This window comes from Bradyrhizobium sp. GW821-FHT13H06, from assembly GCF_058803975.1.
Genome location: NZ_JBXAPN010000015.1, coordinates 127,570 through 149,682, shown reverse-complemented (window position 1 = coordinate 149,682; position 22,113 = coordinate 127,570). Strand labels below are relative to the sequence as shown.

Below are 22,113 nucleotides of genomic sequence, written 5' to 3'. Positions count from 1 at the left end.
AGTGGTGATCACGATGCTCTGGAATGGGTGATCACGATCGCCTGGAATCGGTGATCACGATCGGCTGGAACGCGCACGTTGTCTTACCCGCGTTAGTCTGGCCCGTCATGGAGTACAGGAAGCGGCGCTGTAGGACCCCCTCGATCACATACTCCGGCGGCACGAAGTTTGAGATGAACTCACGACTACTGATGATCAGCGCGCGCCCCGGAGGCGGAGCAGCCTTCGCGCGGCTCTGATCTTCGGTAGTGACCCCAGCCTTGCTTTCTGAGCCGCCCGCCTGTGGCAGCTCAGCTGACGCGGCGGAAGTTTCCGCGCCCTTAGTGCTGAGGCTCGCCCGCCAGGCTGGATCGGCCTGGTGGGCGTGATAAAGCAGAGTGCCGATCGTCTTCGAGTAGCCGCCGGCGCGATTGATGCTTTCCCACTGCTTTGCCATCGCCGCCTGGCCCGGGTACTTCCTCCCCCTGCGTGACCATTCGTTCCACAGCTCAAAGCCGACATCGTCGCCCTGATCATTGAACAGGGCGCAGCCGATATCGAACCAGGCCTTGCGGTCGATGTCCGGGTCTACGGCGGCAAGGGCTGCTGCAATCTTATCCTTGCTAGCGCGCTGCCAGCTGTCTGCCGGGTCGGTCGAGACGCCCTTTCCGGCGTCGTCCAGTGCCATCGCTGCCATCCAGTCGGGCATCTTTGCGGGCCCGGATCTGGGCGGCGTTGCTGCACGTTGTCGCCCATTAGCGTCGTTGTCAGGCCGCGCCTTGCCCTTCGGCCGCAAATCCTCCGGCCAAGGCGGCAGGGCCGAGAAGTCCGACCCATTGACCCACTCATAGCCGGGACTTGGCGGGACGATGACGTAGCCGCCGTTGCCACGCGTGTCCACCCCGAGTGCGATGACGTCTGACGTGCAGTGCGGCGCTCCATCGGCTCTGAAGTAAAGATGCGCACCGCCGCTGCCCGTCTTGGCGATCACCGGGGACAGCTCTTGCCAGTTCGGGACGTTGGTATAGCCGTTTTTGCCGTTCTTGACGTCGAGGTCGAGCACCGCGATACCGGATGCAGCTCCGGTCGGCATCCCGATGAGGGCGTTGGGCCATCGATGCCACCAGCTCTCGATATCACCAGTGTCCGATGTCGCGTCCTTGAAGCCGTGCTTTGTGAGTGGTTTCTTATGCAGCTCCTTATCACCAGGCTTGTTTAGGCATGGGAAGATCGGGACGCCGCGGGCAGCAAAGTGCAGCGCCGCCTCTAATAGGCTCCTGTCGTCAGCAGCCCTGGCATCGTTCTCGGTTTGGCGGTATCTTTTACACATGGCGCCCTCCGCGGGTGCTATGGCTGTAAGCGGTACCTCCCTCGAAGGCGCCTCGGCTCTGCCGGCCGGGGCGCCTTGTCACGTTGATTTTCCGTCGCCACCTTGACGAAGTTTCGTCCTCCTCGACGAAGCTCCAGCCGTCACCGCGCGGGCGGAGGCGCGCCCATACTATCCGCGAACCACACTTTGGTAACCGCGGCCAGTCCTCGACCGTGAACCGGCCGTTGTAGGTGAGCGTTTCCTCGAAGTTGCTCCCTGTCTGCCAAACCGTCAGCGTCGGCACGTGGCTGGGCTCGACGTCGAACCACTGCTCGGTCCCGTCAGCGGCGACGTGGAGCCAGAGGCGCGGTACATCCGGCATGATGATCATCATGTCCCGCCCCCGGCGTACTCGGCAGTGGAGGCGTGGGTCCTGCTCTCCAGCCAGCGGATGACGTCACTCTTTCGGTAGCGAACCCGGCGCGGCGCGAGCTTAATGAACGGCGGGCCGAAGCCCTTGCAGCGCCCAATCTCTAACCACTGAGTTGAGACACCGAGCCAGCTCGCAGCCGTCGGCGTGTCCATCAAACTATCGGAATCGCCGGCAGGAGCCTGATGAGCGATCAGGTCGGCCTTTCTGTCGATGCGGTGATGATGTGGCTGAGCATCGCGAGCGTCGGCAAACTTCTTTGTGACCTTCTTCTTCGCGGTCTTCATTCGAGGGGTGTCCTCTCGGTCGGCCGAGGGGAGTCCTTCTCGAAAATGAGAAAGGGCCGCCCCGGCGCAAAGTGTCTTGCGCATGGGACGACCCTGTCGTGCAGGTTAGAGATCAAGCCCTGCAGCGGCCGCTTCACGTATCGCGGGCGCCAGTGTCGAGGTTCGCGTCGGAAATTTCGGCACTCTCTCCTGCTGGGCTTTCCGACGTGCCCCGGAGGCCGATGCTATCGACGGCGGGTTGATCTACCGCCGCATGAGGGTGGTGAAATTCTAACTTAGCTCTCCTAAAAGTCCAGGGGGTTCAGAACCCCAATTACGTTCTAGCTCTTCGCCTCCCTCAGCTTCGCGACATTCTCTCCCGCAATAGGCACGACGCCGCAGAGCCCCTTAAGCTCGTCGGCGACCCGCTGGGCGGCCCTGCGAAGGCGCTCGGTGCTCATGATGATGTAGCCGGCAGTCGTGTCGCTCTGGGACTGCTGCGGCAGCCTGTGGTTGATAAGGGCCTTGAGCGCGAAGGCGGACAGGTCGCAGCTCTCGGCGACGGTCTCGAACGTCCGCCGCAAGTCGTGCGGACTGACCTTGATCCCAGTTACCTTCTCGATAGCGTCGAAGGCGAACTTCGGCTCCTCGACGTGGCCGCTCTCACTGTTGGCCGGGAAGACGTAGTCGCCATCGGTACCAAGGGCGCGCCTCGCGACAAGAAGATCGTGGACGTAGTCGGACATCGGAAGCACGAAGTGGTCGTCGTTCTTCGTCTCCTCGCCCTGGAGCGTGATGGTCTTGGCTACGAGGTCGATCGCCTCCCACTTGAGGCCGGCCGCCTCGCTCCTCCGCATGCCGGTGAAGAGCACGAAGCGGATATAGTCGGCCACCAGCTGGTTCTCCAGCGAGCCGAGAGCATCGTAGAAGTTCTTAAGCTGATCGAACTTGACGAGCCGGGTGCGGCGGCGAACTCTGAACCACACTCTCTTCAGTCTTCGAACCGGGTTGTCCGGTAGCTCCGGGTCACGCTCGTGAGCGAAGTTGTAGACGGCGCGGAAGGCCCGCATCACCTGATTGGCAGTGGCGTGACCGGAGCGCGGCGTTTTCGTCTGCTTGGTCTTCTCGGCGATCTCGCTCGCGATCGAGGCGTGCCGGACCTCGACCATGTCTGGGGTGATTGAGCCCATCGGCGTGTCGAGCCAGGTGGTCAAGTACTTCTCGACCGAGTCGCGATAGCCGTCGACGCTTCGCGACCGGAGCGACTTCCTGCCGGCAAGGTAGAGGTCGAGCGCCTGCTGGAGCGACAGCCTCGTGCCCTTAAACTTCTTGGGATCGTTGCCGAGGTCGAGGTTAGCCAGGACCTCGCGGGCCTTGTCGCGCGCCTCGGCAACCTTCAACCTGTCGCAGCGACCCACGGTTACGCGACGGGTCAGCCCGCTGCCCTTGACCTTGGCCTGAGCGACGAAGGTCTTTGCGGTCGTCGTGCCGGAGCAGAGAACGCCGAACCCCTTCAGCTCCTCGTCCCAGAACAGTTCCTGTTTTTCCGAATCAGTCGGCGCTGCCAGCTTGGCGACGGAGCGTTCGGTCAGCTTGATGGTGGCCACGGGGTCCCCTCCAAATAACCCGGAATGGCCCTCGGCGGCTGCCCTATGGTCTTTTAGAAGCCAAAAGAGTCAGAGGGTGTATGCCTAAAAAGCCATGTAATTTCAATTATTTAGAGGATAGTGTAAAACTTATTAGAAGTCCATAGGGCTAGTGGGGCATAACTCTTAATTAGCCGCTCTTTCGGGAGTTTCAGATGCTTACGTCAAGGCGCTATCGATGCCCGATAGCGCGAGCGCCATGGCCAAGTGAATTCGACAACAGGGTTGCTCAATCGGTTCGTTTCAAGCTGCCCGTGACGCTCTTTTTCATTTGGAAACACCAACCAACCTATTGAAATTACTGGATCGGGAATCGACAATTTTTTCCAAATGCGCGTTGAAATCGTTGAATAATCAAGCTGATTTTGATTCCGCCATTCTGGCGTTCGCTCAAGGCATACGTTGGTGCGGAGCTCCTGGACTTAGCGCTCCACTCGGCTGTTCATTTGGAAACTAGGGATTTGGAAAGGCGCCGCGTTGCCGGCGGCCAGGACCTAGCCCGCATCCAACTATCTCAGATCTCCCGCAAGCCCCGTTCTCGTCCAGGACGCCGCAACGAATTCGCAACGAATTGGGTGAAACGACCGTGAACAGAACGCGACCAATGCGGTCCCCACATCAAGAAAGATCAATAACTTAGAAGATGCTCACTGCGTTCGGGACGCAGGGCATCCCTCAGTCAGATCGCAACTTGAACCGAATGTCGGTATCGGTGGTTGCGTCTCCCCGATTTGAACCTATGCGCGTTCAGATGACTCGCCACGCGATTTGGATGACGGGTTGAGTGATCGCTTATTTATCTTGCGGTCTCCCAAAAGGATAGCAAGCACGAATTTCGGTGCCGTGATTCGCAAGGTAGTCCCCGCACGCGCGTTGGCCCTCACTCCATCCACTCAAATGCTCGGACGAGGTACTCTCTGCCGTTCCGGAATTGGCATTCACCGTGCGCCATCACCACCATCGAAGGATCCCAGGACAGCATCTTTTCCCTGGCCACGCGGAGCACTTTCCGTCGCAGAAAAGTGGAGCGCCAATCATGAGGGGCATAACCTTTCCCTTCTGTAATGCCTGAAACATGGGCGAGCCAGCGTTGCCAGGGTTGCCAATGTTCGAAAAGCCACTCGTTCGAGAAGTTCTCTGAAAGATCCGCCAGTATTACCGTGCGAGATCTCCGGTGAAAGAAAACAATCTCATCCATCATAAACGAACCTCGGACCCAGCATTGGTCGATTTGGTCGGCCCAATGGCATGGTGGATCATCGACAAGGGCTAGCTCGAAAGAGAGATCAGGCCGCTTTCTCACGGTAGAGGCTGGCCCCCATAGTCTTGCGTGAGGGAATTCCTTCTGCCAGTTCTCCAAGTAGAGATGGTGTAGTTTGTTGGGGCTGACCAGGTGCATTGGCGGACCAATAGCGGTAACCTCCTGCCAAACATGATTGGTCAGCTTTACAGGTGACCAAATCCAAACGGTCCCATTTTGCAGCCTGATGACCACGCTCCGGGTTGGATATGGAAACCCGTAAAAGCTGACAATATCGCCTTCGATGATCCAGATATTCTCGCCGATTGAAACCAGGGAATTGTCCTCCATCAGTGAGCGTGAGGCCTGCTCAGCGCGCCTGGGCTACACCGACATGAGATAAATGATCCGGCCAAGAGCCCCCAGGAGCAGCGCGAGTGCCGCCATGGCTTGAATGAAGAAGCCCGGAAAACGCCGCTCAGCGGCCGACGCGTAGCCTGCAAAATAGATGACACGACCAAGGATCCATACGGTGCCGAAAGCCGCCGCCCATGGCGTGCTCCAATACATTGCGAACAACCATAGAGCAGGCAGGAAAATCGGCATCCATTCGAGCGTGTTCTCGTGGGCACGCACCGCACGTTCGAGTGCTGCATCGCCGGTCATCGCCGGTGGGAAAATGCGTGACTTGACGTGCGCTCGCGTAACGGCAATTCCCATGCCGGAACATAGCAGGCCCGACAGCAGCGTCACGATTGCGACGGGATAATAAGTGCTCATGATATGTCTTCTAGGAAAACTAGATTACGCCACGCCAAGGGGCTCGAGCCAGTACGTCAACGACGTGTGAGCGCGCCACCCCGTCGGCGACTGCTCGTCCCGTTTGGCGGAAAACTCAGCATACCCCTTCAGACCTTCGAGCTCGCCGGTCCCTGAACCGGCGACGACCTCCCAATGGCCGTGCACAACGGCGCCGGGCTCCATGGCGCCTTTGGCTTCGAGCAAGAACGAACCCTGGCGCCCGCCGACTGAACCCGTGATCCGTTCGTAACAAATTAGTGTGCCAGTCCCATCAAAACGTTCGAGCCTCAGGTGCGTGGCGTCGCCCTCGCCAATAATGCCACCCGCGAATTTTTCGACAAGGCGCGTTTCAACAATGGCAAGGCCGCTCGCGTCCGGCTTATTGAGAACCGACCTGTCGTACTTTTCGACTTCGACGTTGCTGTCCACAATGCGCGGCTCGGCATCCTTGTCGCCAGCAATGTTCGAGCCGCTTAGCGCGTCGGGCACGGATCGCATTATCCGGTCGAGAACAATAGCCGCCTCCCAGGCCTTTACCGTCGAGTATTCGGCGATCACATCGAGTGCTTCGTTGAGCTCGGCGCGAGTAATGCCCGCACCGGCTGCCATGCGAATGTGTGCAGCGAAAGCCTGCCCGAGCGTGCCGCCTGCGATATCGACAGCCAAGCTCGCAAACAGCCGCTCGCGATGGCTCAATCCAGGTCGGACCCAAAGCTCAGCGGACTGCTTTCCAATAGCCTCTGCGAGCTTGGGATCCGCAACCCGCAAGCTCCCAAGTGCATCTGCAGGATAGGGTGTGAGGGGATATGGCGCTGGCGTGCGCGTTGCAGCGCTGTCTGAGTCTTGGCCCAGTTCTGCGACGACTGCTGCCAAGCGCTCGAATGCGCGTGAGGTAGGGTTGAGACCGGCTGCCGGTGCGACGTGACGCAAGAGCTCACGAAGGTCCTCGACGGACATGTTGGCCTTGTTCAAGGCCATCGCCATATGCAGTTCGAACGGCAGACCGAGCTCTCGGACGGTAACATCTCCGGCTAAAAGCAGCACGGCCTTTTCACGCATCGAGAGCCGCGATGGTGACCATATTTTGCGACCGGCCTCGAGCCCCATCGCGCCGAACACTGGGTCAAGCCGCATGACGCGGTCAGGTGAAACGAGCTCCATGACAGTCTCCTTTCATTTGAAATGCGGCGCGATCTGGGACCGCGCACCCATCAGTAAACACCGGGCAGAAGGCGAGCGGTACCAGGCGATAGGTCCGGTATTCTTCGCCGAACGTGTCGACGAGCAGCGCTTCTTCGGCATTCATGCGCGCGACCACTGGAACGATCATGGCCACCGCGAGAGCCATTCCCGCGATCGAACGAAAGCTGAGTGCCCAGCCCAGGACGCAGATGAGCATGCCTAAGTAGCTCGGATGGCGGATATGCCGATATAGGCCGGTGGTCACGAGGCGGTGGCCCGGTTGGATGGCAACGAGCCCGCTGAAGCGATTGCCGAGCACGAACACAGGCCAGAGCCTCACCACTCCACCTATCGTGTAGATCACGACGCCGGTCCAGCGCACTCTATCGCCATCGACGGTCCCCCAGTTCAGGCGATCGGTCAATGCCGGAAGCCAGCCGATAAGAAGGCCGAGGATTGCGAAGGCGACCAGGACCCAGCGGTTCGAGCGATCTTCGCGGACGCCCGAGCTGAGGTTTCCACCAGAGAACATGGCCGCCACCGTCAGCACGGCCGTCACGACCGTTAGTGCCGTAAGTGGCGCATGTGAGAAAAAAAGCTGCAATCCACCCCAACCTAGAATGGCCAGAGCGAGAAAAGCGCTCGTGCCGAGCACGGCGGTGATCGCGAGGCGCAGCGCGTGCGCTTCGCCGGTTCGCCCTGCAGCTTCCATCGAATTTGCAACGCTAAGTGATCGCTCCCCACGAAATCCGACTATGACGGCGAAGAGGATTAGAACAAGCGCCAGCAGCGTCATGCCGGCGCTTGCGGCGTGAGCGTATTCCCATTGCCGGCGTGCAGCTTCGAACTGGCTCGGCATCTGCGTCCAGTTCTTCGTAAGGGAGTTCATCGGGTAGATGAAGGACCAGAAGATGACTTGCGTGCCGATAAGCGAAGCGAACGTTGCGAGCGACAGCCAGCGCGACAAAGGATTGCGCCACATTGCGACGGCATGACCGAGGGTGCAGCCGAGCGCAAGGGCGATTGCCATGCCGAAGAAGGCCCAACCGTCGTAGCTCCTTTGCACTGTCATGTAGTCGTCCGATGTCAGCTTCAATTTGTTGAACATCTCGAAGAAGTGAGCGCCTTCCGGGACGAGATAGATCGCGACAGATACAACGGCGAAGAGCCTCAACATGTCGAGTCGAGTTAGGCCAGTGGTGCTTTCACGCATCTGGAAGGCCCGTTCCCCATTCAACTGCTTTCGCGTTCCACTTCTTCGCAAACATGCTTCAGTTTGTCTGGATTGCGCACGACGTAGATGGCTCTGATTCTGTCCGAGACGAGTTCCAGGGCGATCGTGAGAATGTCTCCCCTCGCGAGAGTCGCCAGGCATCCCGGCAGCCCGTTGATCGTTGCGGGACGAAAGTCACCCAGAGGCTCCCGCCGCTTACGCGCCACGCCCGCAAGGAGGGCTAGAATCTTGGCGCGGCCGACGATCGGGTTGAGCGCCGCCCTTCGCTTGCCGCCACCGTCGGTGTGCAACACGGCGTCCTCCGCGAGGATATTCGCCAAAGCATCGATGTCGCCGGTCCGGTAAGCCTTCATGAATGCCTGAAGGATTTCGCCGCCTTTGTCGGGTTCAACCTTGAATCGCGGACCTGATCTGCGGATGTGAGCGCGTGCCCGTGCAGCCAGCTGGCGGCATGCTGCTTCGTTTCGTTCGAGAAGCTGCGCGACTTCGTCGAAGCCGACGTCGAAAACGTCATGCAGCAGGAAGGCGGCTCGCTCGAGCGGAGACAGTCGCTCAAGCGACAACATCAGTCCGACGGACAAGTCAGCTGCGTATTCGCTCGCCGTCTCGGCGCCAAGGGTCTCGGCATTCAACACCGGTTCGGGCAACCATGAGCCGACATAAGTCTCTCTTTTTGCCCGAGCCGATTTCATCTGATCAAGGCAGATGCGCACGACGATCTTGGCCAGGAAGGCGCGAGCCGAGCCGATGCTTCCCTTCTCGCACTCATGCCAGCGAATATAGGCCTCCTGCACGGCATCCTCGGCCTCGACCATGGAACCAAGCATGCGGTAAGCAACGCCGGTCATATACCGGCGGTGGCGCTCAAACTGGTCGGCCACTCCGAGCCCGTTCTCGCGAAAGTCTCCAATCGGGCCTTCTTGCGCGATATCGGTCATCATGCACTCCCACGATGTTGACCGCGTCAAATGGTCAGGCGGCCTTGCGTACGTCAGCGGGATGTTGCGCGCGAGCTCCGATCGCAAGCCGGTTGAAGGCATTGATCATGGCGATCGCGACGGAGAGCGCCACGATCTCGTCCTGCGAAAAATGTCGCCGCACCTCTTCATAAGTATCATCAGGAGCGTGGGTTTCCGCAATCCGAGTCAAAGCCTCAGTCCAGGCTAATGCCGCCCGCTCACGGTCCGAGAATAAGGCGGACTCGTGCCATCCATCCAGCAAAAGCAGACGGGAAGGGGTCTCACCGTGCTTGAACGCCTCGCCGCTGTGCATGTGCAGACAGAAGGTGCAGCCGTTAATCTGCGAGGCTCTCGTTTTGATGAGCCCCAGAAGCTTCGGCTCGAGCTTTGTCTGGGCCCATCCATCGGCGGCGCGCATGGCCTCGATCCCCTCATTTGGGGAAGCAAGATTGATGCGGGGTGTCATTCAATGTCTCCTTGGCGGTTCGACGACCGAGAGACGAGTGAGGAAATCCTTTCGTGACATGCTTTCTGATCAATTCTTGGGAGACAAAAACACATGGCTTGAACCCGGGCCGAAAATCGGTATCTGCGTCGCACATCCTTCCAAGGGAGGCGGTCCGTGTACGAGCGCGCGCATGGAACCAAGGTGGGTGTTCATCCGCGCCATCTGAGGCGGTAGCTGCATTGCTCGGGCCGACAGGCGAACGGCGGTGCGTCAGGATGCTCCGCCTTGCTGAAGGCCCTTGGCTGGAAGCCGATAATGACGGAGCGATCTGACCGGCCGCGGCGCTAGGCATCGATCTCGGGCATTGCAAGTTCGCAATCGCGAGAGCCACGCGTGGATGGTCCGCTGGCTTAGAACCAACCACCGGCGCTTACCTGAATCTGGATCAGCGATTTGACCTAACAGGATCTGCCGATATGCTAGGCAGGCTTCTGTCGTTTAAGGGAATGAAGAAGATGCTGACCGGCGGCTGCGCCTGTGGAAATATCCGTTATGAATGCTCAGGAGAACCGATCGTTCAGTTGATGTGCCACTGCCGAGACTGCCAGCGATCGAGTGGCACTGCATTCTCCGCGATGATGATGTTTGCCAGCGACAGATTTCGCTATCTGAAGGGCGAGCCGGTCTTCCATGAGATCGTTGCGGAAAGCGGCCGAATAATCCGAAGGGGCTTTTGCAATAAATGTGGAAGTCCGATTTCGGCTCACTGGCCGACGAGGCCCCAATCGCTAATCGTCACTGTTAGTAGCCTCGACGATCCGTCAAAGTTTGACCCAGCTCTCGAAACCTGGCTATCGCGCGCGGCGCCATGGCATCCTCTCCATCCCAGCACCGCCAAGTTCAGCGAAGGTTCCCACTGAGAGATTGCGTTGCCACGCCGTTGGCGGTGTCTGGCGTTCCCATAGGCGGTTGCGCTACAGCCTTTTTGATTCCGAGGTGCGCAGCACCGCGGCGCCGAGCACCAAAGCTGACCGGCCTATCATCGGCCCAAAACGTCGCATGAAAATGAGCGTGCGGATTTCTTTGAAAGCTCTGGCGAGCACTTTCCAGTGGCCGGGCAAGACAAACAAGACAGTGAGCGTGACCATCGCCGAAGCGGGGCTGACGAGACGTTGCTGAAGGACCAATTCCCATCATCGATATCTTCGGCAGGACAGCGCTCCGCCGCGTCGCGCCTAGGTTGCAATTTCCGAATGAACGCAGGTGGCGCTGAATCGATCGGGGAACATTTCCGCCGCGGCATGTCTCGGGATCGTCGTCGTGGCGGTCGCGCCTGATTTGCTGAGACTGTGCCGCTACTCGGAGCCATGTGGGTTTGCTGCCAGAAACCGCCAGAGCGCTTCGATTTAGGCGGGGCGGTTCAGGCGGCTTCCGTATCACGCAACCCGCGCATACTCTCCGCGTTTGGACGAGGGTACGGTGGGGAGCTTGGATAAGGCGGCCGTGCCGCCGTCAAGGTCGATCAACGCATCAATGGCTTCATCGAGCTGCGACTCCGCGCCCGATCGTATGCCGTCGGGCGCGGACACCACAAGGCGGTAACCGTCTAACGCCCACTGGCGGAGCAGATCTCGCTTCTGCTCCTCGCGCAATTTCGGGTCCTGCAGGACCTCACTTGGACGGGCATAGTCACTCGCAAAGTTGACTGAGACGCGGTCATCGCCCGCTGCGCCTTTTGCGGCCGCAGGTTGGGATGCGTTTGAGATCACGGCGTTCGTCGAAGTGCGTAGCGTGCCTCTCAGCTCGCTCACCTCGCATGGCCTGACGTCTGGAATCTGGTCAGACATGTAATCCTCCCGATACAGCGGGAGCAGGGTCCACCTGGCAATCGACTTGCGATACGCATTCCGTGGCGTTGCGCCGGCTACTCTTAGCCGAACGCCAGGGAGGGCGACGAGCACCTAGTGAGCCGGTTACGGAATTTCAAGGAGGACGACCGGCCCATTAGGTGCAGGTGCTGGGCTTGATGCAGCACCGCGGGAGAGCTTCGATGCCATCTCTGAGGCCGTGCTGCGCCTGCGCACGCCGCAGGCGCACGAGGTCGCTACGCTCTCGATGCCGTCATTCACCAGATGACGGCCTTATCCGACAAACCGGCCGGGCGGTGAGGAATACTTGAACTCTCCTTGACTGCATCTAAGTTATTTGACTAGCCGAATTGCAATTCGGCGAAGCGGAGCATTTGGTAAGGGAGAAAAACGCGCGTTGCGCGAAAGACAACTTGAGGGAAGTGACATGAGAAAGCTTGCTTTTGCAATGGTAGCGGCAGCAACGCTCCTCATCGGATCAGTTGCGCCGGCTTCTGCCCACTGGCGTCATCATTACTGGGGCGGCCCGGGACCAGGCCCCGGGCTTGCGCTCGGGCTGTTTGCCGGAGCATTGGCTGCCGCCGCGGCGCCCCCGGTCTATTATGGACCCGTCTACGGCCCACCACCCTATTACTATGGTCCCCGGGTGGTTCGCTACTATCCGCCTGCTTATCCCTATTGGTGGTGATGAGAACAGAGGCCCGGTTCCAGCCGGGCCTTTTGTTGTCCAACATGTCAACGCACGCTTGCTGGCGCTCGGGTCTATCAAAGCCTTCCTAACGCATGTCGCTTGCCGCTGAAACCAAACCTGTTCTCTTCAGTTGTTCCGGCCACAACTCGAGTTTGGTGCATGACCCAAAAGAGTCGGTTCAACCTCGCATATGCGGTTTTCGCTGCCTGCGCGCTGTTCTTCATTCAATACGTGATCACCACGGCAAACAAGATCGCCGTGATCCCCTACAGCGAGTACCAACAGCTGCTCCGCGATGGGAAAGTTGACAGCGTCGGCATTTCCGATCGCACCGTGCAGGGCCTCCTGAAGGAGCCGCTGCCCGGAGGACAGAAGCAGTTCGTGACGACGCGTGTCGACCAGGACGTCGCGCAGGAGCTTGAAAAATATCATGTCCGATTCACCGGACAGATCGAGAGCACGTTCCTTCGTGACCTGCTCTCATGGATCATGCCGACGCTCCTGATCGTTGGTATCTGGTGGTACATCGGCCAGCGCGTCGCACAGGGCGGTCTTGGCGGCGGGCTGATGCAGATTGGCAAGAGCAAGGCCAAGGTCTACGTCGAATCCAACACCGGCATCACCTTTGCGGACGTCGCCGGCGTCGACGAAGCCAAGGACGAGCTTCGCGAGGTCGTGGATTTCCTGAAAAATCCCACCGACTACGGCCGCCTCGGTGGCCGCATGCCGAAAGGAGTGCTGCTGGTCGGTCCGCCCGGCACGGGCAAGACATTGCTGGCAAAGGCGGTGGCCGGCGAAGCTCGGGTGCCCTTCTTCTCGATCTCGGGATCCGAATTTGTCGAAATGTTTGTCGGCGTGGGCGCAGCCCGCGTGCGGGACCTATTCCAGCAGGCTCACGAAAAGGCGCCTGCGATCATCTTCATCGACGAGCTAGACGCGCTGGGCCGAGCCCGCGGCATCGGCCCGTTTGCCGGCGGCCACGACGAGAAGGAGCAGACTCTGAACCAACTCCTGGTCGAGCTTGACGGTTTCGACTCACGCTCGGGCCTGGTGATCCTGGCTGCAACAAATCGGCCGGAAATACTCGATCCAGCCCTGCTCCGCGCCGGCCGCTTTGATCGCCAGGTGCTCGTCGATCGGCCGGACAAGAAAGGCCGTATCGAGATCCTGAACGTTCACATGAAGAAGGTGCAGGTCGCGAGCGACGTTGCTCCTGATGCCGTCGCCGCATTGACAGCGGGCTTCACAGGCGCCGATCTCGCGAACCTCGTCAACGAGGCGGCCCTCCTGGCGACTAGACGCGGAGGCGATGCGGTCAGCATGAGCGATTTCAACAATGCGGTGGAGCGCATGGTCGCAGGTTTGGAAAAGCGCAACCGGCTACTCAATCCCAAGGAGCGGGAGATTGTCGCCTATCATGAGATGGGCCACGCGCTGGTCGCACTCTCATTGCCCGGCGTGGATCCTGTGCACAAAATCTCGATCATCCCCCGGGGGGTCGGCGCCCTCGGATACACCATTCAACGGCCCATTGAAGATCGCTTCCTGATGACCAAGGAGGAACTCGAGAACAAGATGGCGGTCCTGCTGGGCGGACGAGCGGCGGAGTTGATCGTCTTCGATCATTTGTCGACCGGAGCGGCCGACGATCTGCGCCGTGTGACCGACATCGCCCGCAGCATGGTGACGCGCTACGGCATGTCGGAAAAGCTCGGCAGCGTCGCCTACGAGCGCGATCCTGGCAATTTCCTGGCGAGCGCGGACCAGCCTTACCCGGTTCGCGAGCATGATTACGCAGATGAGACCGCTGCAAGCGTCGACCGCGAGGTCAAGGATATTGTGGACCAGGTTCTGGAGCGGGCCAAAGGCATCCTGACGACACGCCGTCAGATCCTCGACCGTGCGGCCAAGAAGCTCCTGGAAAAGGAGACGTTGGAGCAGAACGAGATCGATGCGCTTATCCGGGAGATGCCCAAGGAGGGGCTGCGGGCTGTCTAAGCGGGAAGGGCGCGCTGGCAATGCGCTCAGCCAGCGCTGTTCCTGTCAAAACCTCGGCGCGTCTCAGTCGTGTTCTCATTTGCCGACGGCGCGTGTGAGATCAGGGCTGGTGACGCCCGAGGCGGTTGCGGTGGATCGAGCAACCGGCTTGCTGGTGCCGGGTAGTGCTCGATGTAGAGCTGCCCGGCCACCAACATGATGCCTGCACACAAGAGCGTTAGGCTTACAATCACGAGATCCCGATAGTCGTCCATCCCTCTCACCACAAGATCGATCCGCCGGGGAATATCGCCGTTTGCGCCTCCGTCCAAACGTGCCGGGCATGTGCTCTTCTGTCACTTATTCGGCCAGGACGCTGGATCGGGATCGCGGCGCTCGTTTTGCCGCGTCGCGTGAAGCGATCGTCTCGGCTGGACTCGAAGGCGTGCCACTGGGCGCGGGTTGATCCTCTGCCTTGCAGAGCCGTTCCGGTAACGCGGGCCTGACAAGGCGAAATGCAATTGCCGAGCCGGGGATTGGATCTTCGCCCGCGCGTTGGAGTAGCCCGCGCTCGATGAGGTGTTTCAAGGCGAGTGCCAGCTCCTTCGGCCGCCCCGCGACGCCGGCGGTGGCCGCCAGACTCTCGATCGTCATGGCTCGGCCATCGGCGGCATGACGTTCGAAAGCTGCAAGAAGCTTTCCCTCGATCTGCTGGAGGTTCGTTGACGTCCCGCGTTCCATGGCTTTTTTCCTGCGATGCCCGCCGAGAATCAACAGCAATCGCTATTCGGCCGGCGCAGCCAATATTCTTGCCCCCGCGCAAGGGGCGGCGCGGGGGAAAGCGGCAGCCGGAGAAGGCTCAGGCCGTCTGCTTGTGTTCGATCGTCTTCTGGTTGTCGTTGCCAGCCTGGATCGGAATCTGGCGCGGCTTCATAGCTTCGGGAACCTCACGTACCAGGTCAATCTTGAGCATGCCGTCCATGAAGGAAGCGCCCTTAACCTGTACGTATTCGGCCAGGTTGAACTGTCGCCGGAACGGGCGAGACGAGATTCCCTGATACAGGAACTGATGGGCGCCCTTGTCGGCCTTACGGCCCTCGATGGTCAGCACGTTCTGCTCCGCTGTGACGGTCACCTCGTCAGGCGAGAAGCCGGCCAGAGCGAGCGAGATCTGATAGTGGTCCTCATCGCTCCGCTCGATATTGTAGGGCGGGTAGTTGTCGCCCGTCCATTGGGCTGAATCTTCGAGCAGATCGAACAGGCGGTCGAAACCAACGGTCGATCGCCAGAGTGGGCTGAAGTCAAAAGTGGTCATAGCCACATCCTCCTGTCGAGCAATATGGTTACGAGCGCCCGGACACCGTATCCGGCGCCCGATAGCCGGGTCCTGAGAAGGCACCCGGATCAGCACATCATGCGCTGCACTCTTGGAATTAAAACGGGCAGAGCCATTTTCAAGGCCTCATACCTCGCAAACCGAACTCGGTAATGAAAAGCAAAGACAGCTTTTGCAGATCTGCAGGGCCCAGTTGCAGCTCGACGGCGGTTGACGCGTGTTCACATCTGCTGCTGAGCCCTACCTTTCAACACCCGGCGTCTGCGCGATCTGTGCCGCGAGATAGTCGACCAGCAGGCGCACTCGCGCGATGCCCGATCGCTCGGGGACAATCAGCATGTTGACCGGAACGGGAGGCGGCGAGAAGTCGGGCAGCACCACTTCGAGCCTCTTGGCGGCAAGGAGATCCTCGACGAGCCAGAGATGTGCCGGGGCTATCCCCCGTCCGGCGGCGAGCGCCTCGCGTGCGGCAAGCCCGTGATCAACCCGCAAGCGCCCCCCAAACGGCACCACGTGTTGGCCGCCGCGCCGCCCATGGAGCACGAGCAGATCGCTGCCGGCGATGTTGGACATCCTGACACCCTCATGGCCTGCCAGGTCTTGCGGGCGCGCGGGCTTGCCGCGCGCGTCTAGATACTGAGGTGCGGCAACCAGCACCCGCCGGGATTGGCCCAGCGCTTTCAGCTTCATCGAGCTGTCACCTGGCGGCCCGAGCCGAATGGCGATGTCGACGCCTTCGCGCACAAGGTCGATACGCTCGTCGGTGAGGCGAGATCAACCAGGATGTGAGGGTAGCGATCCTGGAAGGCGAACAGGAAACGGCTAACGTGCAGCACTCCGAAGGCCGCAGTGCAGGAGATGCGCACCGTACCCGCTGCCGCGCCGCGTGTACTGCGTGCCTCCTCGCCCGCCAGATCAACCTGGCGCAGAATCTGGACGCAGTGGCGATAGTAGCGCGCGCCCTCTTCCGTCATTGTCACCCGGCGCGTGGTCCTGCTGAGCAGCGGCACCCCGACCGCGTCCTCGAGCTCTCGCAAATGCCGCGTTATCGTTGACTGGCCGACACCGAGCTCGCGCGCCACCGCGGACAGATTGGCGCGCTCGGCGACCCGGACAAAGCTGCGCATGCGCTCGAGCGTGACTTCTGATTTATCCATTTCTCGGCATAATCATATTTATTGCCAACATCTACTGAATCCCGGCTTCGCACGCCACCTAGTCGATGTCACAACATCAGGAGGTGCTGCTCATGAAAGTCTTGATCGTCTTCGCCCATCCGGAGCGGCGCTCGCTGAACGGCGCGCTTGTTGACGTCGCTGTCAGAGAGCTCAAGCGGCTGGGTCACGAAGTGCAGGTGTCGGATCTCTATGCCCAGGCCTGGAAATCAGAGGTCAATCGCGCCGACTTTCCCTCACTGGCGGATGCTGAACGGCTCCAGCCGGCCGCGGCCTCCAAGCAGGCTTTTGAGGCCGGCACGTTGACGCCGGACGTGAAAGCCGAAATCGAGAAGTTGTTGTGGGCCGACGTCCTCATCCTGCAATTTCCGCTGTGGTGGTTCTCGATGCCGGCGATCCTCAAGGGTTGGGTCGATCGGGTCTTCGCCTACGGCTTCGCGTATGGGGTCGGCGAACACAGCGACAAGCGGTGGGGCGATCGCTATGGCGACGGAACCTTGAAGGGCAAGCGCGCGATGCTGGTCGTGACCGCCGGCGGCTGGGAGGAGCACTACTCGGCTCGCGGCGTTAGCGGACCCATCGACGACCTGCTCTTCCCCATCAATCATGGCGTTCTCTACTATCCCGGCTATGAAGTCCTCCCGCCGTTCGTGGTCTACCGCGTGGATCGACTAGACGATGCTGACTTTGGGTCCATTGCCGAGGGATTGCGTGAGCGGATGCGCACGCTCGCGACCACCGCGCCCATTCCGTATCGGCGACAAAATGGGGGCGACTACCTGGTCCCGAGCATGCAGCTCCGCTCCGGCCTGGAAAATCCGGGGACAAGCGGATTCTCGCTTCACCTCGATCGAGCCGGTAACAGCGGGCAGGGTGGTAAGCCCCGCCCGTTGAGCTCGTTTCCTCGTCATGCGGGTAGCGGCAGCTCGACAGTCGACGATCTTGCGACTTGACCGAGATTTTTCCGAATCTGCCACTCGAACTAGGAACAACCCATTGGTTTCGCGGTTCTTTTGGCGCCGCCGGGCTGAGTGCCGTCGGGCGCCCTTGGAGCGTGCCAAGTCAGGCGATACGGCGGTTCGTACCATTTTGCTCAATGGAGGATTTGGATATGAAAGCCACCTGTCTCTGCGTTTGGCAGTCCGCCAGCCTGGGCCCCGTCGGTGGGCTCTCGCGGCTGCATCTTCCCTCTGGCCGGTCATTAGGCCTCAAGAACGGCAATGGCTTCTGATGGAGGGCAGGTCATGTCAATCAGGTCAGCCCTACCTGCCATCCATTCGGAAGCCGGGTTGTCCCGGTATCTGCAAGAGATCCGTCGCTTCCCGCTGCTCGATGCATCCGAAGAAGTCATGTACGCAAGGCGTCTTCGGGATTCTGGGGATCGCGAAGCTGCGTACCGTCTGGTGACGAGCCATCTACGACTGGCTGCCAAGATCGCGTTGAAATATCGGCGCTATGGTTTGCCGATTGCCGACCTTATCTCGGAAGCCAATGTCGGACTGATGTTGGCCGTCAAGCGGTTCGACCCTGAAAAGGGATTTCGCCTTGCCACCTATGCCACGTGGTGGATCAAGGCGTCCGTTCAGGAATTCGTCCTGAGGTCATGGTCGCTGGTGAAGCTCGGCACGACCGCGGCGCAAAAAAAGCTATTCTTCAACCTTCGGAAGTTGAAGAGACGCCTTGGTGCGCCGGAAGATGGCGAGCTCTCGCCGGAGCAGGTGAAGCAGATCTCTGAGCATCTTCAGGTCAAGCAAACCGACGTCGTCGAGATGGACGGGCGGATCCGCGGCGACATGACGCTGAATGTGCAGCTCAGTGACGAAGAAGGCGAACAGTGGCAGGACAGGCTCGCCGATTCATCCCCTGATCCTGAAACCCTGCTCGTCGAGGCCGGAGACCGTGAACGGCAGAAGGCCGCACTCTCGGAAGCCCTGAGCGCTCTTTCCCCACGAGAACGCACGATCGTTGAGGCGCGTTACATGGCAGAAGAGCAAAGAACATTGGACGACCTTGCTGCCACGTTCGGGATCTCTCGCGAGCGAATTCGCCAGATCGAGCAGCGTGCTTTGAAACGTATCAAGTCGATGATCTGCGCTCGCCTGCCGGACCTTGAGACTGCCTCAGTGAGCGTACACTAGAAGCAGAACACAGAGGCAGCTGACCGGCTGCTGATCGAGGATCAGCAGCCGGTGCAGATATTCGGTACGATGGCTTCCGCTGAGAAATCACGATCCTTGCGGGTATCGGACTTCGTTCTTGCGGGCTTGCCACGCGGCTGATCGTTTTGATTGCTGACGAATTGCTTAACGGAGGCGCCCGAGTTCGTTAGCCCTCGCAATGATTCTGCTTCTTTGGCCTGCAGCGAAACCACCATGCCGAGTAGAGCAGCAGCTATCATTAAGGTCCGCATCTTTAGTCTCCTCCTTCCGACGATGCTCCAAATTGCTGCGTAGAGCCGCTCCGCAGCCGAGGAAACATCTCGGTGTGCTGCCTTAAATTTTCAACATGTGTGCAGTTAGCAAATCCGGAAGCTTGGGCAGACTCTCGGGGCGCCGGATCGCGACCGAAGCTTTCTATCTAGGCGCGAGCTTGAGAGAAAATTTTCGTGCTTCCTCTTGAAAGTTGATTCCTCGCTCCTAGGTGCTTTTTCGCCCCGGGGGCCGCTACGGACCCGGACTTTGGACATCGCTAATCTACCCAAGGAGAATGTGCATGCATTTCCGTCCCTTGCACGATCGCGTGCTCGTGCGACGTCTCGACGCCGAAGAGAAGACCGCCGGCGGCATCATCATTCCAGACACAGCAAAGGAGAAGCCGCAGCAAGGCGAGATTGTCGCCACTGGCACCGGCGCACGCAACGAACAGGGCCAGCTTGTTCAACTCGACGTCAAGCCCGGTGACCTTGTCCTGTTCGCGAAGTGGTCTGGTACTGAGGTCAAGATCGACGGCGAGGAATTCCTGATCATGAAGGAAAGCGACCTTCTGGGTGTCATCGACAAGGCAGGCACCGTCAAGAAGGCAGCATAGCGCACTGACAGTCATAGAGGAAAAGGAGAGATCAAAATGGCTGCCAAGGACGTGAAGTTCGCAACCGAGGCCCGGGAGCGCATGCTGCGGGGCCTCGACACGCTGGCTAACGCGGTGAAGGTCACGCTCGGTCCGAAGGGGCGCAACGTCGTCATCGAGAAATCGTTCGGCGCGCCACGCATTACCAAAGATGGCGTGACCGTCGCCAAAGAGATCGAGCTGGAAGACAAGTTCGAGAACATGGGCGCGCAGATGGTGCGCGAGGTCGCATCGAAGACCAGTGATGTTGCGGGCGATGGCACCACGACGGCGACCGTGCTCGCTCAAGCTATCTTCAAGGAGGGCAGCAAGTCCGTCGCCGCCGGCATGAACCCGATGGATCTGAAGCGTGGCATTGACCTGGCTGTCGACGCTATCGTCGACGATCTGAAATCCCACGCCAAGAAAATTACCGCCAATGACGAGATCGCCCAGGTCGGCACAATCTCCGCCAATGGCGACACCGAGATCGGGCGCTTCCTGGCCGATGCCATGAATAAGGTCGGTAATGAGGGCGTGATCACAGTCGAGGAGGCCAAAAGCCTACATACCGAGCTCGAAGTGGTCGAGGGTATGCAGTTCGACCGCGGCTACATCTCGCCATACTTCGTCACCAACACCGAGAAGATGCGCGTCGAGCTCGAAGATCCCTACGTTCTGATTCACGAGAAGAAGCTGTCCGGCTTGCAGACCATGCTGCCGCTGTTGGAGCAGGTCGTTCAGTCCGGTAAGCCGCTCCTGATCATCGCCGAGGACATCGAAGGCGAAGCACTTGCGACATTGGTCGTCAACAGACTGCGCGGCGGGCTAAAGGTCGCGGCCGTCAAGGCGCCGGGCTTCGGCGATCGTCGCAAGGCCATGCTGGAGGACATCGCGATCTTGACCGGCGGCAATGTCATCAGCGAGGACCTCGGCATCAAGCTGGAAAAGGTAACTTTGAAGATGCTCGGGCACGCCAAGAAGGTGGTCATCGACAAGGACAATACCACCATTGTCGGCGGCGCGGGGTCCAAGAAGGACATCGAGGCGCGCGCTCAGCAAATCAGGCTCCAGATTGAGGAAACGACTTCCGACTATGATCGCGAAAAGCTGCAGGAGCGCCTGGCGAAACTTGCTGGAGGCGTTGCGGTGATCCGCGTGGGTGGCGCGACGGAAGTCGAAGTCAAGGAACGCAAAGATCGTGTCGATGATGCCATGCACGCTACTCGCGCGGCGGTGGAGGAAGGCATTCTCCCCGGCGGCGGGGTCGCCCTTCTGCGCGCGCTCAAGGCTTTGGACGGCCTCAAGACCGCGAACCCTGACCAGAAGGCCGGCATCGACATCGTTCGCCGCGCCATCCAGATGCCGGCTCGGCAGATCGTAGAGAATGCCGGTGAGGACGGCTCACTGGTTGTTGGCAAGCTTCTTGAGCACCAGAGCTACAACTGGGGCTTCAACGCGGCGACCGGCGAGTACGAGGATCTCGTTAAAGCCGGCGTGATCGATCCCGCTAAGGTCGTTCGCACCGCGCTACAGGATGCCGCGTCGGTCGCTTCGCTGCTGATTACAACTGAGGCACTCGTCGCCGAGAAGCCAAAGAAAGCCGAAACAGCTCCAGCAGCAGCTCCCGCCATGGACTTCTGAACAATAGAGCCCGGCCGACCACGGCCGGGCTCCCAATGAGAGGAGAATACCGCTTTCAAACATGGAGCCTCGCATGAACAAGTCTAATCGTCGTCGGCTCAGGATGAGGCAGGACGCGATCCATTGGTTAATGTTCTCCCTGAGCTTTTTCTCCGTCGCCTGGATCTGCTTTCGAACAATTGGAGGAGTATAGATGATGAGCCATCGCCGTACATTCTCCGCCCGAACGGAGACCATCCGCCGTCTGCGACAACGACTGCTCGCGCTAGCAATGGGCGGCGCAATTTCCCTGAGCGCCTTCGGTGCCTACGGCGTGGAGAGCCCCCGCGATACACAGCTAGCGCAGGATGTCTTCACAGGATTGCCGCTACCGCCAATCCCGTATCTCGATACGATGCCCTGGCTGAAGTGGCAGCCGTCGGCGGCAACGATGAAGATCGACATCTTATTGCCGCCGACCTCCGCGCCGACCGGCATCTGGCCGCAGCCAACGACCCGTCCCGCCGGACTGGCGGCAACAAGCTGAACGTCAATGAGCGGCCCGCGAAGGCCGCTCATTACCTTATGCAAGATCGTCAAGAGCGAGCGACGACGATGTCCGGAGCGAATTTGGCGAGGCATTCCGTGCGCGGGACCTCCGACGTTGCCATGAGCGCAGCAGAAGGAACCGGCGTCCGCGACTTTCTTATTCGGGGCAGCCAGAAAGTGATCGGTCACTACGAGCGCCTGCTCTCAACTGCGAAGCGCGAGCAGGAGCGCCAGCTTTATCAAGCTCGGATTGAGCGAGAGCAGCGAGTAATTGATGATCTACGTCGGAGCGCTTTTCCGGATCGCTTGGCGGCGTAGTCACCGAGCGACCAAGCGAGCTTCGGGCAGAAAAAAA

General features: G+C 60.0%; 23 protein-coding genes and 1 pseudogene. 8 read left to right on the top strand and 16 right to left on the bottom strand.

What is annotated here, in order from left to right; all coding sequences use genetic code 11:
- Positions 1-31 precede the first annotated feature (31 nt).
- From AC1RQP_RS37700 to AC1RQP_RS37655, 10 genes are all read right to left on the bottom strand, one after another.
- A complete protein-coding gene (locus AC1RQP_RS37700; RefSeq protein ID WP_492942566.1) occupies positions 32-1,309 on the bottom strand; it encodes a bifunctional DNA primase/polymerase in 1,278 nt (425 codons plus the stop codon).
- A complete protein-coding gene (locus AC1RQP_RS37695) occupies positions 1,302-1,682 on the bottom strand; it encodes a hypothetical protein (protein ID WP_492942564.1) in 381 nt (126 codons plus the stop codon). The genes AC1RQP_RS37700 and AC1RQP_RS37695 overlap by 8 nt, the downstream gene beginning before the upstream one ends.
- A complete protein-coding gene (locus AC1RQP_RS37690) occupies positions 1,679-2,005 on the bottom strand; it encodes a helix-turn-helix transcriptional regulator (protein WP_492942562.1) in 327 nt (108 codons plus the stop codon). Before AC1RQP_RS37690 ends, AC1RQP_RS37695 begins: the two co-directional genes overlap by 4 nt.
- Positions 2,006-2,325: 320 nt before the next feature.
- A complete protein-coding gene (locus AC1RQP_RS37685; protein ID WP_492942561.1) occupies positions 2,326-3,591 on the bottom strand; it encodes a tyrosine-type recombinase/integrase in 1,266 nt (421 codons plus the stop codon).
- A gap of 919 nt (positions 3,592-4,510) precedes the next feature.
- Positions 4,511-5,221, bottom strand: a complete 711-nt coding sequence (locus AC1RQP_RS37680; protein ID WP_492942559.1) for a DUF4336 domain-containing protein — start codon at positions 5,219-5,221, stop codon at positions 4,511-4,513.
- Positions 5,222-5,254: 33 nt separating this feature from the next.
- Positions 5,255-5,650 (bottom strand): MAPEG family protein, encoded by a 396-nt coding sequence (locus AC1RQP_RS37675; RefSeq protein WP_492942557.1) that lies wholly within the window; start codon positions 5,648-5,650, stop codon positions 5,255-5,257.
- Positions 5,651-5,674: 24 nt separating this feature from the next.
- Positions 5,675-6,832, bottom strand: coding sequence for a DUF3224 domain-containing protein (locus AC1RQP_RS37670; RefSeq protein WP_492942555.1), 1,158 nt, complete (start codon positions 6,830-6,832; stop codon positions 5,675-5,677).
- Entirely contained in the window at positions 6,813-8,066 is a 1,254-nt protein-coding gene (locus AC1RQP_RS37665; RefSeq protein ID WP_492942554.1) for a methyltransferase family protein, read from the bottom strand. The genes AC1RQP_RS37670 and AC1RQP_RS37665 overlap by 20 nt, the downstream gene beginning before the upstream one ends.
- 20 nt (positions 8,067-8,086) lie before the next feature.
- On the bottom strand, positions 8,087-9,025 hold the full coding sequence (gene sigJ / locus AC1RQP_RS37660) for an RNA polymerase sigma factor SigJ (RefSeq protein ID WP_492942552.1): 939 nt from the start codon (positions 9,023-9,025) through the stop codon (positions 8,087-8,089).
- Positions 9,026-9,059: 34 nt separating this feature from the next.
- Positions 9,060-9,512, bottom strand: coding sequence for a carboxymuconolactone decarboxylase family protein (locus tag AC1RQP_RS37655; RefSeq protein ID WP_492942550.1), 453 nt, complete (start codon positions 9,510-9,512; stop codon positions 9,060-9,062).
- Between the two features lie 458 nt (positions 9,513-9,970).
- Here AC1RQP_RS37655 and AC1RQP_RS37650 point away from each other — a divergent pair, with 458 nt between their 5' ends.
- On the top strand, positions 9,971-10,414 hold the full coding sequence (locus tag AC1RQP_RS37650; protein ID WP_492942548.1) for a GFA family protein: 444 nt from the start codon (positions 9,971-9,973) through the stop codon (positions 10,412-10,414).
- A gap of 54 nt (positions 10,415-10,468) precedes the next feature.
- Here AC1RQP_RS37650 and AC1RQP_RS37645 read toward each other — a convergent pair whose 3' ends face one another.
- Together AC1RQP_RS37645 and AC1RQP_RS37640 are read right to left on the bottom strand one after the other, a co-directional pair.
- Positions 10,469-10,681, bottom strand: a complete 213-nt coding sequence (locus AC1RQP_RS37645; RefSeq protein WP_492942546.1) for a hypothetical protein — start codon at positions 10,679-10,681, stop codon at positions 10,469-10,471.
- A gap of 249 nt (positions 10,682-10,930) precedes the next feature.
- Complete coding sequence (locus AC1RQP_RS37640; protein WP_492942544.1) at positions 10,931-11,341, bottom strand: hypothetical protein; 411 nt, start codon at positions 11,339-11,341, stop codon at positions 10,931-10,933.
- Positions 11,342-11,789: 448 nt separating this feature from the next.
- On the opposite strand from AC1RQP_RS37640, the gene AC1RQP_RS37635 reads away from it, so the two are divergent.
- Both AC1RQP_RS37635 and ftsH read left to right on the top strand, forming a co-directional pair.
- On the top strand, positions 11,790-12,050 hold the full coding sequence (locus tag AC1RQP_RS37635) for a hypothetical protein (protein ID WP_492942542.1): 261 nt from the start codon (positions 11,790-11,792) through the stop codon (positions 12,048-12,050).
- A 162-nt stretch (positions 12,051-12,212) separates the two neighbouring features.
- On the top strand, positions 12,213-14,051 hold the full coding sequence (ftsH, locus tag AC1RQP_RS37630; RefSeq protein ID WP_492942540.1) for an ATP-dependent zinc metalloprotease FtsH: 1,839 nt from the start codon (positions 12,213-12,215) through the stop codon (positions 14,049-14,051).
- A 339-nt stretch (positions 14,052-14,390) separates the two neighbouring features.
- Here ftsH and AC1RQP_RS37625 read toward each other — a convergent pair whose 3' ends face one another.
- From AC1RQP_RS37625 to AC1RQP_RS37615, 3 genes and pseudogenes are all read right to left on the bottom strand, one after another.
- Complete coding sequence (locus tag AC1RQP_RS37625) at positions 14,391-14,810, bottom strand: hypothetical protein (RefSeq protein WP_492942538.1); 420 nt, start codon at positions 14,808-14,810, stop codon at positions 14,391-14,393.
- Between the two features lie 79 nt (positions 14,811-14,889).
- Complete coding sequence (locus tag AC1RQP_RS37620; RefSeq protein ID WP_492942536.1) at positions 14,890-15,345, bottom strand: Hsp20 family protein; 456 nt, start codon at positions 15,343-15,345, stop codon at positions 14,890-14,892.
- Between the two features lie 261 nt (positions 15,346-15,606).
- A pseudogene (locus AC1RQP_RS37615) lies at positions 15,607-16,523 on the bottom strand (LysR family transcriptional regulator).
- A gap of 92 nt (positions 16,524-16,615) precedes the next feature.
- Between AC1RQP_RS37615 and AC1RQP_RS37610 the strand changes: the two are divergent.
- Both AC1RQP_RS37610 and rpoH read left to right on the top strand, forming a co-directional pair.
- Positions 16,616-17,494, top strand: a complete 879-nt coding sequence (locus AC1RQP_RS37610; RefSeq protein WP_492942534.1) for an NAD(P)H-dependent oxidoreductase — start codon at positions 16,616-16,618, stop codon at positions 17,492-17,494.
- Positions 17,495-17,785: 291 nt separating this feature from the next.
- Complete coding sequence (gene rpoH, locus AC1RQP_RS37605; RefSeq protein WP_492942532.1) at positions 17,786-18,679, top strand: RNA polymerase sigma factor RpoH; 894 nt, start codon at positions 17,786-17,788, stop codon at positions 18,677-18,679.
- A 41-nt stretch (positions 18,680-18,720) separates the two neighbouring features.
- On the opposite strand, the gene AC1RQP_RS37600 is transcribed toward rpoH, so the two are convergent.
- Positions 18,721-18,951 (bottom strand): hypothetical protein, encoded by a 231-nt coding sequence (locus tag AC1RQP_RS37600; RefSeq protein ID WP_492942530.1) that lies wholly within the window; start codon positions 18,949-18,951, stop codon positions 18,721-18,723.
- Positions 18,952-19,253: 302 nt separating this feature from the next.
- Here AC1RQP_RS37600 and groES point away from each other — a divergent pair, with 302 nt between their 5' ends.
- The 3 genes from groES to AC1RQP_RS37585 all read left to right on the top strand — a co-directional run bounded on the left by groES (position 19,254) and on the right by AC1RQP_RS37585 (position 22,076).
- Positions 19,254-19,568 (top strand): co-chaperone GroES, encoded by a 315-nt coding sequence (gene groES / locus AC1RQP_RS37595; RefSeq protein WP_492942528.1) that lies wholly within the window; start codon positions 19,254-19,256, stop codon positions 19,566-19,568.
- Positions 19,569-19,604: 36 nt separating this feature from the next.
- Positions 19,605-21,230, top strand: coding sequence for a chaperonin GroEL (gene groL, locus AC1RQP_RS37590; RefSeq protein ID WP_492942526.1), 1,626 nt, complete (start codon positions 19,605-19,607; stop codon positions 21,228-21,230).
- A gap of 408 nt (positions 21,231-21,638) precedes the next feature.
- Positions 21,639-22,076, top strand: a complete 438-nt coding sequence (locus AC1RQP_RS37585) for a hypothetical protein (RefSeq protein WP_492942524.1) — start codon at positions 21,639-21,641, stop codon at positions 22,074-22,076.
- Positions 22,077-22,113: the final 37 nt, after the last annotated feature.

Excerpts from the sequence above, each read along its gene's own strand:
- AC1RQP_RS37700 (WP_492942566.1), bottom strand. The coding sequence starts at position 1,309 with ATGTGTAAAAGATACCGCCAAACCGAGAACGATGCCAGGGCTGCTGAC.
- AC1RQP_RS37695 (WP_492942564.1), bottom strand. The coding sequence starts at position 1,682 with ATGATGATCATCATGCCGGATGTACCGCGCCTCTGGCTCCACGTCGCC.
- AC1RQP_RS37690 (WP_492942562.1), bottom strand. The coding sequence starts at position 2,005 with ATGAAGACCGCGAAGAAGAAGGTCACAAAGAAGTTTGCCGACGCTCGC.
- AC1RQP_RS37680 (WP_492942559.1), bottom strand. The coding sequence starts at position 5,221 with ATGGAGGACAATTCCCTGGTTTCAATCGGCGAGAATATCTGGATCATC.
- AC1RQP_RS37675 (WP_492942557.1), bottom strand. The coding sequence starts at position 5,650 with ATGAGCACTTATTATCCCGTCGCAATCGTGACGCTGCTGTCGGGCCTG.
- AC1RQP_RS37670 (WP_492942555.1), bottom strand. The coding sequence starts at position 6,832 with ATGGAGCTCGTTTCACCTGACCGCGTCATGCGGCTTGACCCAGTGTTC.
- AC1RQP_RS37665 (WP_492942554.1), bottom strand. The coding sequence starts at position 8,066 with ATGCGTGAAAGCACCACTGGCCTAACTCGACTCGACATGTTGAGGCTC.
- sigJ (WP_492942552.1), bottom strand. The coding sequence starts at position 9,025 with ATGACCGATATCGCGCAAGAAGGCCCGATTGGAGACTTTCGCGAGAAC.
- AC1RQP_RS37655 (WP_492942550.1), bottom strand. The coding sequence starts at position 9,512 with ATGACACCCCGCATCAATCTTGCTTCCCCAAATGAGGGGATCGAGGCC.
- AC1RQP_RS37650 (WP_492942548.1), top strand. The coding sequence starts at position 9,971 with ATGCTAGGCAGGCTTCTGTCGTTTAAGGGAATGAAGAAGATGCTGACC.
- AC1RQP_RS37640 (WP_492942544.1), bottom strand. The coding sequence starts at position 11,341 with ATGTCTGACCAGATTCCAGACGTCAGGCCATGCGAGGTGAGCGAGCTG.
- AC1RQP_RS37635 (WP_492942542.1), top strand. The coding sequence starts at position 11,790 with ATGAGAAAGCTTGCTTTTGCAATGGTAGCGGCAGCAACGCTCCTCATC.
- ftsH (WP_492942540.1), top strand. The coding sequence starts at position 12,213 with ATGACCCAAAAGAGTCGGTTCAACCTCGCATATGCGGTTTTCGCTGCC.
- AC1RQP_RS37620 (WP_492942536.1), bottom strand. The coding sequence starts at position 15,345 with ATGACCACTTTTGACTTCAGCCCACTCTGGCGATCGACCGTTGGTTTC.
- AC1RQP_RS37610 (WP_492942534.1), top strand. The coding sequence starts at position 16,616 with ATGAAAGTCTTGATCGTCTTCGCCCATCCGGAGCGGCGCTCGCTGAAC.
- rpoH (WP_492942532.1), top strand. The coding sequence starts at position 17,786 with ATGTCAATCAGGTCAGCCCTACCTGCCATCCATTCGGAAGCCGGGTTG.
- AC1RQP_RS37600 (WP_492942530.1), bottom strand. The coding sequence starts at position 18,951 with ATGCGGACCTTAATGATAGCTGCTGCTCTACTCGGCATGGTGGTTTCG.
- groES (WP_492942528.1), top strand. The coding sequence starts at position 19,254 with ATGCATTTCCGTCCCTTGCACGATCGCGTGCTCGTGCGACGTCTCGAC.
- groL (WP_492942526.1), top strand. The coding sequence starts at position 19,605 with ATGGCTGCCAAGGACGTGAAGTTCGCAACCGAGGCCCGGGAGCGCATG.